Source organism: bacterium, from assembly GCA_029210965.1.
Lineage (GTDB): Bacteria > BMS3Abin14 > BMS3Abin14 > BMS3Abin14 > BMS3Abin14 > JALHUC01.
Genome location: JARGFZ010000057.1, coordinates 1 through 12,803 on the forward strand (window position 1 = coordinate 1; position 12,803 = coordinate 12,803).

Genomic DNA, 12,803 nt, shown 5'->3' on the forward strand with positions numbered 1-12,803 from the left:
CGCCTGCCCTGAGCTTGTCGAAGGGTGACCTCCGTGGTGAAAACACCGCCTTTACAGGAACCGTTCCTTCCTGGATTCCGGGTCCTCGCTTTCCGTCATTGCTTCTTCGAAGCTATGCCGTGACAAGTCGCTCGGCCCGGAATGACGTTGATCGCAGGTTTTACCTCGATACTTAGATACCTGGATACCTGGATACCTGGATACGTATGTAGGTATGTAGGTATGTAGGTGTGTACGTAATTACGTACACACTTTGATACGTAGATACCTTACCAACTCTTCCCCCCCCTCGCCCATCGCCTGCCCTGCCTGTCCACGGACTTGTCCCGCCATAGCTCGACTTGTGAGGGCAAAGCTGAAAGCGACGCCCCAAGAGCGACGGCGGAAGCTGGTCGGGAGCCCGGAGAAAAAGCAGTTGAACACGAAGTTCACAAAGTTCACCAAGTTAGAGCATGGGAACACAGCCATTACCCTTTGTGTCGCTTCGCCTGCCCTGAGTCACGCCGGCGGCGTGATCGAAGGGCTGGAGGCTGCCTTCAGACGCTTTCACAGGAACCGCGCCTTCCTGGCTTGTTCAATCCAGGAATTGCCTGCATTTTTCAATATTGACCACGTGGTCATTTCTGACCTTCTGGAGAGCCTCCCTGTCAATGGCGGGCAGTTCACTTTCAAGGACTTCATCCAGCTTGCGTACAACCCATTCCTGCCCCTTGATGAGCAGGTTCAGGCGGTCAATTTTGCCGGGAAGGGCCATGACCTTCCCGACAAAATCGCCGATGCTGCCGCTGCCGGCGACCCCCAGGTCGAGAATAGCCTTTCCTAAAGCCCGGCACCCGTCTTTTTCTCCAGCCAGGATCGTCTCAAACAGGGCCGTTTCCTCCCCGGAACTGGATTCAGCCAGCATTTTCTTCGCCACAACAACACCTGCCCGCTCGGCCTCGAGCAGGGCTACCAGACGTTCCCTCAGTTCCATTGATACGCTCAACTGACACCCCCTTATACAGGGCCGTAACGGCCATTGGAAAAACTTTTACACTTTAAAGCTGACGGCTTCGCGAAAAGTCATCAACACGCCCCGAGGGGGGCGCCCAAATCAATGATCCGCACCGTAACTCTGTGATGAAAAAATCGTCTATATGGTAACCGGGATCGCTTCCGCCTTTTCCCCCCGTGTCCCCGCGTCACCGCGCTTGCCACGCCGTCTTGTCACGGCGACTTGTCACGACGAAGTTCGACTTGTGAGGGCATTTTATCACGGCGTAGCCCCAAGGCGAAGCCGGAAGCCATTGGCGTAGCCCCAAGAACGAAGACGGAAGCTATGGCGAAGGCGGGTCTCCGTGTCAAGCGATCCTGGTTTCATGACCCCCCCCCCTCCCCTATCGCCTGTAGCCTGCCCTTCCCCTCCAGTGGAGAGGGAGAATGCGGGCTATGAACGCGCCTGCAGCAGGCGGAGAGGCAGATGTTGGGCGAACAGATCAAAATCGCGGTCGGCAGTCAGAATGGCCAGATGATGGTTGACCGCGACGGCACAAAGCAGGAAGTCGGTATTTGAGCCCTGTACACTCATGGCGCGGCATGAATTGAAATATTCAGCCGCCCGTTGGAAATCAGATTCGGTCAGAGGCAGGTCAGGGAAGGCGCGCAGGCGCTCTTGCAGCGCGATGAACTGCTCATTGTCACGAATGCCCGAAAGCAGTTCCTGACGCACCGGACCGATCATTGCCACCCGCTGTTCTGCGATCAGTTCGGCCAGTTCCTGAACCAGGGCCTCCTCACCCGTACGTTCCCGGCGCAGGGCAAGGGACCAGACACTGGTATCTACCAGAACTTTCATTCACCGGCTCGCCGGACCTTGCGCTGCACCTTGTGATCGTACCCGGGATCGTAGTCGATCCCGTGGAAAATCTCCATGATCTGCAACTGTCTGTGCCGTCGGACGTATTCCTCCAGCGCTTCCGTTACCGCGGCTTTCTTGGTCTTGTGCTTCCCGATCCGGCGGGCTTCCTCGATGAGCCGGTCATCCAATGCGAGGTTCGTTGCCATGACGATCCCCCTTTCACACAATATGCTACACACCGCACGGTGTATAGTCAACCCGGAATCCGCGATTGGTTTTGATCGACCTCCGGTCGGGGCGCGGGGAAGAGCTGACGCGGGGACGCCCCTCGACAAGCTCCCTTCGACAAGCTCCCCTCGACAGGCTCGGGACAGGCAGGGCAGACGGAACAGGCGGGGACACGGAGACACGGAGACACGGGGACCTACCTTCGCTAAAGCTACGGTTGGCAGGCAGGGTGACACAGGGTTCCGGAAGACTTATGTGTCTAGCCCGCATTATTCATGATGGTGATGAGATGTCAGCTAACTGTGCGGCAAATATGGATAAATGGGAATGGCATGATAAACATCATAAATAATGCGGGCTAGACACTTTGATACGTAGATACCTTACCAGCTCTTCCCTCCGTCTCAGGAAAGGACCGTTCCCAACGGTATCGCCCACAGCCGCTCCCCCAGCTGGACCGGGGTGTCGCCATTATAGGCCAGGATCCCTGCCTTACAGTGGGGAGTTTTCGCGAGGAACGCTTTAAGGCCAGACAGGTCCCCTTCACTCCATCGCGCTCCGGACTTGATCTCGAGGGCCAGGCATTTTCCGCCATCTTCGATCACGAAATCCACCTCGTGCCTGCCCTGGATATGCCAGAAACCGAGTTCCGCGTCAGGCCAGCAGGAATCGATGAGACCCGAGAGGTTCTGGGCCACGTACGTCTCCAACAGCGCCCCCTTAAGAGGATGCTCGCCTTCGATGCCGGGTTCCCTGATCCCCGCCAGATAGCAGGCAAGCCCGGAATCGCTCATGTACATCTTCGGTGATTTGATCAGCCGGGAGGACCTGTTTTTCAGGTAGGGGGAAACCCTCCGGATCACGAAGGACGCATCCAGAATGGAAAGGTACCTTGCCGCAGTCGCCGCCTTCAACTGCGCGTCGCGACCCAGTTGGCTCGGGCTCAGCAGCTGCCCGGTCCTCAAGGCAGCCAAATGCAGGAGGTTCCTGAAAGGTATCACGTTCCCGATCCGGCTGAACTCCATGATGTCCCTTTCAAGGTAGGTCTGCTCAAACCCTTTGAACCAGAATCCGGCGTCTTCGACCTGGTGCAGACAGACGGAAGGCATCCCGCCCGACAGCACCTCCCTCCAGTCAACCGGGGCAGCTTTAACGTCAAGGACATCCGGCGCGTCGAAAAAAACCCTCAGGAACGGTCTGCCACCCTGCTTACCTGTGATCTCACGGCGGGTGAACGGGTGCAGGGTAAAATAAACAGCCCTGCCGGCAAGCGTCTCCGAGACGCCTTTGAGCATGGAAAAGTTCGCCGAGCCGGAAAGGATAAACCGCCCAGGCGTCCTGTCCTCGTCAACGGCCTTTTTGATGGCTGTGAGGATATCGGGACATTTTTGAGCCTCGTCGATGGTCACCCTGTCACGGGAACGGACAAAACCGTCCGGGTCTTCCCGGGCGGCCGCAAGCTGAGCAAAATCATCGAAACTGACGTATTCCCTCTCACTCAGGGAGCGATCCATGCGCAGCATGGTGCTTTTGCCCGTCTGCCTCATTCCCGTCACCACAACGACGGGCATCGACCCCAGTGCTCTCCCGATCAGCGGGGCGATATCTCTGGGGGAATAATCTGTCATCATGCTTCACACCATAGTGACAATTTGACATCCCGTCAACGAGTATGACGACTGGGTTCCGGAAGACTTATGTGTCTAAGTATCTACGTATCTAGGTATCTAAGTGCCTGAACCGCTCTTTCCCTCGCGTTCGACTTTTTCTCCGCCTTTCTCATTGTACTCCGCCTGCCCTGAGCTTGTCGAAGGGTGACCTCCGTGGTGAAAACACCGCCTTTACAGGAACCGTTCCTTCCTGGATTCCGGGTCCTCGCTTTCCGTCATTGCTTCTTCGAAGCTATGCCGTGACAAGTCGCTCGGCCCGGAATGACGTTGATCGCAGGTTTTACCTCGATACTTAATACTTAGATACCTGGATACCTGGATACGTATGTAGGTATGTAGGTATGTAGGTGTGTACGTAATTACGTACACACTTTGATACGTAGATACCTTACCAACTCTTCCCCCCCCTCGCCCATCGCCTGCCCTGCCTGTCCACGGACTTGTCCCGCCATAGCTCGACTTGTGAGGGCAAAGCTGAAAGCGACGCCCCAAGAGCGACGGCGGAAGCTGGTCGGGAGCCCGGAGAAAAAGCAGTTGAACACGAAGTTCACAAAGTTCACCAAGTTAGAGCATGGGAACACAGCCATTACCCTTTGGGAACCCCTGTGGGGTCGTGTTCCTCTCTCTTACCTTTTGAGTGACCGTTTCAAAAACTCCATTCAAATTTGACAGGGTCAAATTTGAATTTAAAATGGCTTAATGGATCCACTGCAAAACGAAGGAGGGTTTTACCGATGCGCGCTTTGACACTTTGATCAAGTTTTTGAATGTCTTTGACCGCACGTCGGTTTAGGTCAGTTGGAAGCTCATTGTCCGAAAACGTCATATTCAGCTCCTGTTACTGATTCATTCCAATTGTATTAGCTTACTCACAATCTACAAGAACTATTGACCACAAGCAAGATACAGCAGATACAGCAGACTTTGGGGTCGGAGCTGGAATCGTGGCAGTATTTTTCGCTCAGCCGCTCGCCTGTCCCGAGCTTGTCGCCTGCCCTGAGCTCAGTCGAAGGGAGGAGTCGCCCCTCGGCTCTTTTCCCCGTGTCCCTCGCCCCTCGCCCATCGCCCATTGCCTATCGCCTCTCGCCTCTCGCCCATTGCCTCTCACCTATCGCCTATCGCCTGCTCTTAATTCCTATTCATCCATCGCCTTATAGCCGCTCTTATGGGCCTCGGTGTCCTTCCGATGTTCCTTCAGGTCTTCGGCAACAGCATCGATCTTTTGACACAGCTGCTCACCTTGCTGGTCGATCTTTTCGTTCAATTGTTCGCCCTGCCGGTCGATCTTCTCGTTCAGCATCTGGTGCCCTTCGACGACGATATCAAGCTTGTGCTGGAAGGCATCCATCAGCATGCCGCGCTGGTGGCTGAATTCTTTAGTGATCTCTCCCTTGAACTGCCCAAACCGGTTATCAACAACAGTGGTGACGAGTTCGGCTATTTCCTTCAGGTCTTCCTTTTTCATCGTTGCTTTTTTTCCCTTTATCCCCTTTACTTGCCACAGCGTAGTCACTGATTTGTATGACGAAGACGGGCTTGCCACGGCGTAGTCACTGATTTGTATGACGAAGACAGGCTTGCCACGGCGTAGTCACTGATTTGTATGACAAAGACGGGCCTGCCACGGCGTAGTCACTGATTTGTATGACGAAGACAGGCTTGCCACGGCGTAGTCACTGATTTGTATGACAAAGACGGGCTTGCCACGGCGTAGTCACGCCCCAGCGTGACGAAGACGGGCCTTTGACCGGGATCGCTTCGGCACGGCCTCCTGCCTCGCGATGACAACTTTGGACGTTGGACCGTTCTTCCCGTTAGACATTGGACATTGGGCTTTGGACTATCCTTTCCCCCCATACTCCTTCCCATACTTGTACCCATACCGTTTGGCGTCCTTGGCAGCGTTGATCAAGATCCCCAGCTGCAGATCTGGAGATAACCTTTTAAGGGATTCGGCGGTGTGAGTCAGGGCTGCTTTGAAAGTCTTTTCAGCTCTGGCCACAACGAGGCCCAGGTCGGTGAGCTTCATGAGGAGGGCCGGGTCGGTGACCAGACCCAGGGGCGGGCTGTCGAGCACGATGAATTCGTACCGCTGCTTTAAATCCTCAAGCAGGTTTCTCATCTCCTCCGAACCAAGTAGCTCGGAAGGGTTGGGCGGGATGCTTCCGGCCGCGAGCAGATCGGGTCTGCCTTTGGGGGACCTCTGGATGGCCTCTTCCAGGCTCATTTTCCCCGTGAGGACCTCGGCCAGTCCAGGTTTGGCCGAAACGCCGAAAACCACATGCTGCTGTGGCTTCCTCAGGTCGGCGTCGATGACAAGTGTGCTTTTCCCTGCGTAGGAAGAAAGGGCCGCAAGGTTTGCCACCACGAAGCTCTTCCCCTCCCCCGGCCCCGGGCTGGAAACGGTTATAACTCCAGGGCTTCCCTTGACACGGGAAAACAGGATGTTGGTGCGAAGGATCCGAAAAGACTCTGTGACTGGCGAACGTGGTTCTTCTATGACAAGGTGGGGCCGTTCCTGCTTCCTTCTGTCCCTGGCCTCCTTGACGAACTGAACGGTGCCGTAAAGGGGCACCCCCACGAGGGATTCCACATCGGTGTCGCTTTTAATGGTGTCGTCGAAATACTCCGTGAAAAAGGCAAACCCAACACCCAGCATCATCCCCAGGATCATACCCAGAAGGATGTTCCTGGCGGGTTTGGGTTTTAGGGGTTTGGTGGGAACGGTGGCCGGATCCACGACCCTGACCTTGGAAACAGCAGAGGCCTTTATTATGCGCACCTCCTGCTCCTTTTCCAGGAGGAAAGAGTAAACCTTTTCCTGGATGAGGACATCCCTGGCCAGTTTGGCCAATTGCCTTTCGATGTCGGGGAGCGCTTCCAGTTTGACCCTGTAGGTTTCAAGCACGTTCCTGATGGCCTCTTCACGGTTTCCCATGGCACCCTTGATGGCGGACGCGGTGGCGCGGATCTGTTCGGCCGCCAGAACGACCTGGGCATCGATGCTCTGGATCACGGGGTGGTCGCGGGTGTATACCTTAAGAAAATCAGCCCTCTTGCGCTGGATTCCCATGTATCCGGATACGAGGTTAGTAAATTCAGGCGACTGGAACCCCAGCGTCTCGCCAAGCCCCGCCGTAATACCGCCCTCCTGTTCGAGGGATCTCACCAGGAGATCCATTCCTTTACTGGTCACCAGCAGTTGGTTGGCTTCCACCTCCATGTCGGAGATACGCTCCACGAGAAGCTCCGCCTCCTGGGAAAGGGCCACGGCCCCTGTCCTGACCTTGAAATCGTCCAGGGCGTCCTGGGTGCCTTCGAGGCGGTCCTTTGCCTGGGCTCGCTGCTGTTCGATGAAATCCAGGGTCGCGGAGGCCTCCCTGGAAGCCTCCCCTACATCCCTTTCAATGTAAGCCTCCTGGAGTGTTCTAAGGATATCGGTTGCCCTCACCGGGTCCGCATCCTGGTAAGAGATTTTTATCACCTGGGTGTTTCTTCCCACCTGGGAGATCCTTATATTTTCCAACAGATCTTCCGTGGCCTCGCGGAGGTCGAGCCTGGTCATGAAGTATTCTGCAGTGTCCTGTGGGGTGCCATTCAGTGCGATGCTAAAACGAACAGTCCCTTTTTCGGTCATCTCTCCTGCACGTCCCTGGAGAAGGAGATCTTTTCCATGCAAAAGCCTGAAACCGCTCGTTTGGCCCTCCACTTTCAATTGAAGTGTCTCTCCCAACAGCTCATCCGGAACTTCAAGTATGTTTACTTTAGGTGGCGAATTGTCATCGGCCTTGCGAAACCCGATTTTTTTGAGGATGCGATCCAGTCGACCGCTGCTTGATCTCTCAATGCTCAAGTCCAGTTTAAGACGTCTGACCACCTCGGCCCCGAGGCTACGGCTTTTCAGGATCTCGATCTCCGTCTCTATGGGGCTGGAGGTCTGAGTGAGAGCAGAAAGGTCCCCCAGGACACCCTGGACGCCGCCCTGATCTGAGATCTTGAGGAGCGACTGGGCCTGATACACCGGTTTCACTGACAAAGTGTAAAGGGAGGTCGAGAGTGCAATGGCCAGGAATACAACCGTGACCAGCTTCCAGCGACTGGACAGAACCTTGATGTAGTCGCGGAGATGGACCTCTTCCTCGAAATGAACAGGATACATCGGTTCTCTGAAGTCTGGTCGGTTGTTCAAAGGCAGCTCTTTCCTTTCTCTAACTGATATGGATAGGTGGCAATGGGCTATCAGCTAGGGACAATGGGGAAAATCAGGTTAGGGGCTATGGTTAACAGTTGGCTATGGGTGATATTCACCTATTGCCCATCACCCATCGCCTATTGCCTGGCCTTTTTTCCCCTCGCCTTGATCAAAGCCCCCAACATCTTTCCTGTCTCGCGGCATTCCTCGTCAAAGTGAAGCATGGTATCCGAATCCAGGTAACCTATTTCGGTGGCAATCTCGAGATGTGTGATCAATTCTGCCAAGGACCCCTTCGTCATGTAGAAGAAACGTACCGCGTCTTTATCCCCTTTATCCTTGTTGAAAACGTTCTATTTTTCAGGACATTTGATGTTGGACGTTGGACCTTTTTATTTCAGATCGTTATACATCTGAATAGCCGACTCCCCTCCCTGGAGGAATGGCAGGAGCTGGACCATGATCCGACTCCAGTTGGTAAGCCCTGTGGCGGTGGCGTAGATGCGGTCGCCGGGCTCGAGGATGGTCTCCGCACCTGTGAGGCTCATGACGTCGGAAAGATCGAGCTTGTACACCGTGGGGTCAGCGTAACCTCCCCGAACCAGGAGGATGCCTCCTTTTTGCGCCGTTCTGGGCTCCAGACCACCGGCCATGGAAATGGCGTCGATGAGCCTCAGGGGTTCCGCTCCCATGGGGAAAACGCCAGGTTTTTGCACCTCACCCAGGACGTAAACCTTCCGGTCGGCCGAATCCGCGATTTGAATAAGATCCCCGTCTATGAGCCGGATGTTGTGTCTGAGATCTCCCCTCCTTAAAAGAGCGTATAGATCCACAGGCAGCAGTTCCTCACCCCGGATGACGTAGGAGCCCATAAGATCTGACCTCTGGTTCAAGCCCTGGGCCATGCCGATGGCGTCGAGGAGCGCGATCCTGCCGTCAAAGGGGAATGCACCAGGTATGTTGACCTGTCCCAGTACGTAGATCTTCTGGCTGCGGAAGTTGGAAACGGTGACCGAGATATTGGGTTTTATAACGAATTGCCCGTAGGCGATATTCAGATCCACTTGAAGATCGGCCAGCGTTCTCCCCTCAGCCGGGCTGAGTCCCACAAGGGGCAGGGTCAAAAATCCGTTATCCTGAACCACGAACTGGTTCATACCCAGGGTCTGGACGCTCATCTCCCCCACGAACAGTTCCGGAAGGGGCAGGGTCAAAAATCCGTTATCCTGAACCGCGAACAGTTCCGGGTGGTCGAGATCGCGAATGAGCAGTATATCGCCCGGGCCGACGCGGTAAGGCCCCGGGTCCGATGGAATGGGGGGAACATCCACCGTTTCCCGAGTCGCTTTGCCGAGGGCAACAGCTCCCAGAGGTTCGGAGTTGTCTGGAACGATGAAATGATTGGCAGGCGAACAGGCGCTGACGAGGAATATCAGAAGAAGAACGTGGCAGCTGCCTCGTTCAAAAGGGAATCCCCCATTGATCCTTTTTTTAATGTTTTTAAGGCCAGCCATGAACCCCTCCCGGATGAGCAGCCTGTGATAAATATGATCGACATAATAGTACGTCTGAATGTTTCAATGCAAGATATTAACAATAAAAGGGAAATCAGCAAAATGCTTGAATATGGAATATGGAAGGTGGAATGAGAAATTAAAAAGCAGAGGAGCCTATATTTCCTCTTTCATTAAATCTAGATCGCTTCACTTATTCCATGGCTCGCGATGACAAGCGCTGAAAACGGTTTTCGCTGTGCTCCCTCCGCTGCCCGCATTTTTCCTTTGGACCCGTCTTCGCTTTTTGAGCTTCCGTCTCCGTTCTAAGAACTTCGACGTGACAAGTCGACGCGGCAAGCATTGGACTTCCTTCCCCTCTCGCCCTTAGCCTGCTTTATTCCTCCTTCCCCATTCCTGTTTTTTTATATTCTTCCTTCCAACCCCAAGGTCACGTACCCGTTTATCCTATCCTCGCCAGCGGAGTAGTCCTTGTTGCTAATCCAGTCCAAAGCCATGTCCAGCTTCAGGGTCCAGTCACCATCGGCAGGACCCAGAAGGCCTTCCCACCCTGCTGACAGCTGCGCGTGGTGTTCCACCGCGGGCTGAGTGTGCAGTCCTCTCTGCTCGAAGTCCACCCCCACTCGCCCTCTCCCCCTCTCCCCCGCTCCAAAACCCATCTCCATGAACAGGTCCCTGCCTCCTCCTCCCACATGATGCCCAAGGATCCGTCCATCATAGGTGTACCCGTCGGTGTAGGTGCCGTGACGATACCAAACCTCCGCGATCTCCTTCGTATAGGCCAGGTCGGCATACTCGAGGCGAAGGTCCAGTGACCCGGGCAGGCCGGGAAAGTAAAATCCTGCCATCCCTGCCATCTTTGACGGCAGCCCCCCGGCTTCATCTTCACCCCCAAACTCCAGGTAAAACTGCCAGCCCGGCAGGTTCAGGCGCAGATCGATGCCGGCGATATTGTTTGATCTGTCTCCGGCAACATCGTTCCCCCCGAAGAATATCTTAAACAGGTCTCCAAAAGAGACCTCCGGTCTTCCCTCTCCGCCCGTCATGACCATGTTGGAGAGGCCGATCTCCAGTGCATAAAAGGGCCTGAAATTGGTTCTGAGACCCATGAAGTAGGGTTCCGGGACCGCCCTGTCCTCTTCAAGCTCACTTACGAACAGTTCGAACCGGAAAGGCCCCAGATACCTGAATATCCAGGGAAGGGTGGAGGGATGGGGCGTTGAAAGGCTGACCATGGGCAGTGGTGATGTGTTGTTGGTCAGGTACAGCCCTCCGTGGGCCCCCTGGCCCCACCAGAGGCTCTCCCTGGCAATATTCAGCTCCAGCCCTGCAAGACCCCCTACCCTGAGGCTTCCCCGGTGTATGAACTCCCTATCCTCCTCACTGGTGGTGAACCTCGGATAGAGCTGCAGATAAAAAGGGCCAGATCCTGTGGACATTTCAGCCATCAGGCTGACGCTCAACCCTTCATCAGGATCAATACCGCCGTTGTTGTACACCAGCGCGGCCTGGGATGCCTTGATACCGGGGATGCCGGACGGATCGCCATTGAGATATTCAAATTCGATACCCGGATCATGAACCGCGGCATAGGTGGAGCCTGATCCTGCCCTGACCGATCCCGTAAACCGGTCGTAAATGCTTTTCTCGAGCTCCTTCAGGACTGCCCTGGCTGCGGAAATAACTTCACGATCCTCCTCTTCCAGTACCTTTAAACGGCCCTTCGCCTCCTCCACCAGCCTGTGCAGCTCTGCCCAGGTGATGGGCCTGGTTCCGGCGAGATGAGACCGCAGCAGCCCCTGTGAAGTAAGCAGATCAAGAGATCGGTACACATCGCTGTCGAGAGGAACGTTACCTGAGGCGGCCAAGAGGGTCATAGGAATCGCGAAGACTGAAATTAATAGTAGGAGGAGCAGAATTGTTGAAGTGGGTACCGAACGCATGGCACATAATAGACCGGCCCAAAGGCCAAAGTCCAATGAGCAATGTAAAAAACCAGGCAATGGGCAATGGGGAAGAGCAGTCCAATGTCCAAAGTCCAACGTCCAACGGATAAAGGCAGGCAATGGGCAATGGGGAAGAGCAGGCAATAGGTTATAGGCAATAGGCTATGGGGACACCCACGTTTGTCATTGCGAGGATTCACGCCATCGGCGTGATGACGCGGCAATCTCCTTGGTTTTGGCACTGTGCTCGGCACTGTGCAAGTTCACTAATGCCAAGCATAACCCATGTCGCAAGGCATCCAGGTTTTTTAACCAACTGGCAGCTATCATTATGTCTCAGGCGAAGCGACGGCTCCCTGCGGCTTCCGGCTTCGCTCCCAGCTTCGCCGTGACAAGATGCCCTCACAAGCCCAGTCGCTCCACCCGTCACTCCAGGCGGAAACCCGGAGTCCAGTCGCTGTTGTTATACCACTGCCAATAATTTCCGGGTCATCTTTAACTCGGCCCGGAATGACCCGTCTTCGTTTTGGAGCTTCGCCGCGGCAGGCGGCGGCTTTGGACTTCTTGTCCGACGTAGCTGGTCGAAAGGCGTTAGCGAAGGCGGATGGACTCCAGTAAAAAAACCTTTTCAGGGCGTTTTTAACTGCCCATCGACGCGCCGCTCGAATCAACTGCGGCTTGCTCAGGGCTACTCGACGCAGCTCATGGTCCTCGCCGGTCGAAATATGGCCTGCCACGAGTCCTTCGACAAAGCTCAAAACCGTGAGCCTGTCGAACGGCAAAAAAAAAGGCCAATCTCCATGAGCTGGCCTTTTTATGCGTCGAGTGGTACCCACGGCAGGATTCGAACCTGCGGCCCCCAGATTAGGAATCTGGTGCTCTATCCTGCTGAGCTACGTGGGCACAAAACAATAAAAAGTACTTGCAGCACGGCATTAACCCAACCGTATCCAAGGTTCCGTTTTGTACCCGTTTTCATGCTCTACGTCAACTTGTCTGTGGTAAACAATGGTGTTCCGAAGCCCTGTGGCTACCCCGAGCTCCTGGTATTGCTCTGCAGCAATATTATGACCATTTCCAAGCGGTTTACCCATCGCACCATGGGCTTTTAAACCTCAACATTCCATGAAAATGGTAGGTTTATTCATATTGTCAGTAATTTTTTTCATATTGAAATTGATAAAGTTGGCAGTAAAGTACTGAAAATAAAAGTTTTTTATTATTGGCACACAGATTGCTGGTTTTTATATGATTGCAATCTTGGCACCTTGCACCTGGAGGCGGTCAACCACGTTGACCGCCTCGCTGTTTGTAGAAGATCTAAGTTTGATGACTTCGTAAAAAGTCATCAATGCGCCCCGCGCGGGGCGCCCAAATCAATGACTCACTCCGTAAGTCATTGATTTGTAAGGAAAG

General features: G+C 54.6%; 8 protein-coding genes, 1 tRNA gene and 1 pseudogene. All 10 read right to left on the bottom strand.

Annotated features, from left to right (window positions below):
• Positions 1 to 574: 574 nt before the first annotated feature.
• Positions 575 to 985: a DUF6306 domain-containing protein gene (locus P1S59_13430; protein MDF1527242.1), complete on the bottom strand. Its 411-nt coding sequence runs from the start codon at positions 983 to 985 to the stop codon at positions 575 to 577.
• 441 nt (positions 986 to 1,426) lie between these two features.
• The gene (locus P1S59_13435) at positions 1,427 to 1,834 is read right to left on the bottom strand and encodes a PIN domain-containing protein (protein ID MDF1527243.1); all 408 of its coding nucleotides are present in this window, start codon (positions 1,832 to 1,834) and stop codon (positions 1,427 to 1,429) included.
• Entirely contained in the window at positions 1,831 to 2,043 is a 213-nt protein-coding gene (locus tag P1S59_13440) for a type II toxin-antitoxin system VapB family antitoxin (protein ID MDF1527244.1), read from the bottom strand. Before P1S59_13440 ends, P1S59_13435 begins: the two co-directional genes overlap by 4 nt.
• Positions 2,044 to 2,469: 426 nt before the next feature.
• Complete coding sequence (locus P1S59_13445; protein MDF1527245.1) at positions 2,470 to 3,696, bottom strand: ATP-binding protein; 1,227 nt, start codon at positions 3,694 to 3,696, stop codon at positions 2,470 to 2,472.
• Between the two features lie 1,174 nt (positions 3,697 to 4,870).
• On the bottom strand, positions 4,871 to 5,200 hold the full coding sequence (locus P1S59_13450; GenBank protein ID MDF1527246.1) for a hypothetical protein: 330 nt from the start codon (positions 5,198 to 5,200) through the stop codon (positions 4,871 to 4,873).
• Positions 5,201 to 5,575: 375 nt separating this feature from the next.
• Entirely contained in the window at positions 5,576 to 7,924 is a 2,349-nt protein-coding gene (locus P1S59_13455; GenBank protein MDF1527247.1) for a polysaccharide biosynthesis tyrosine autokinase, read from the bottom strand.
• 140 nt (positions 7,925 to 8,064) lie between these two features.
• Positions 8,065 to 8,250, bottom strand: a pseudogene (locus P1S59_13460) (four helix bundle protein).
• A 69-nt stretch (positions 8,251 to 8,319) separates the two neighbouring features.
• Positions 8,320 to 9,441, bottom strand: a complete 1,122-nt coding sequence (locus P1S59_13465) for an SLBB domain-containing protein (protein MDF1527248.1) — start codon at positions 9,439 to 9,441, stop codon at positions 8,320 to 8,322.
• Positions 9,442 to 9,845: 404 nt separating this feature from the next.
• Complete coding sequence (locus P1S59_13470) at positions 9,846 to 11,318, bottom strand: capsule assembly Wzi family protein (GenBank protein ID MDF1527249.1); 1,473 nt, start codon at positions 11,316 to 11,318, stop codon at positions 9,846 to 9,848.
• Between the two features lie 895 nt (positions 11,319 to 12,213).
• Positions 12,214 to 12,290 (bottom strand) — tRNA-Arg (locus P1S59_13475).
• Positions 12,291 to 12,803: the final 513 nt, after the last annotated feature.

Coding starts and splice junctions, on each gene's coding strand:
- P1S59_13470 (MDF1527249.1), bottom strand. CDS start 11,318: ATGACCCTCTTGGCCGCCTCAGGTAACGTTCCTCTCGACAGCGATGTG.
- P1S59_13445 (MDF1527245.1), bottom strand. CDS start 3,696: ATGATGACAGATTATTCCCCCAGAGATATCGCCCCGCTGATCGGGAGA.
- P1S59_13450 (MDF1527246.1), bottom strand. CDS start 5,200: ATGAAAAAGGAAGACCTGAAGGAAATAGCCGAACTCGTCACCACTGTT.
- P1S59_13440 (MDF1527244.1), bottom strand. CDS start 2,043: ATGGCAACGAACCTCGCATTGGATGACCGGCTCATCGAGGAAGCCCGC.
- P1S59_13465 (MDF1527248.1), bottom strand. CDS start 9,441: ATGGCTGGCCTTAAAAACATTAAAAAAAGGATCAATGGGGGATTCCCT.
- P1S59_13435 (MDF1527243.1), bottom strand. CDS start 1,834: ATGAAAGTTCTGGTAGATACCAGTGTCTGGTCCCTTGCCCTGCGCCGG.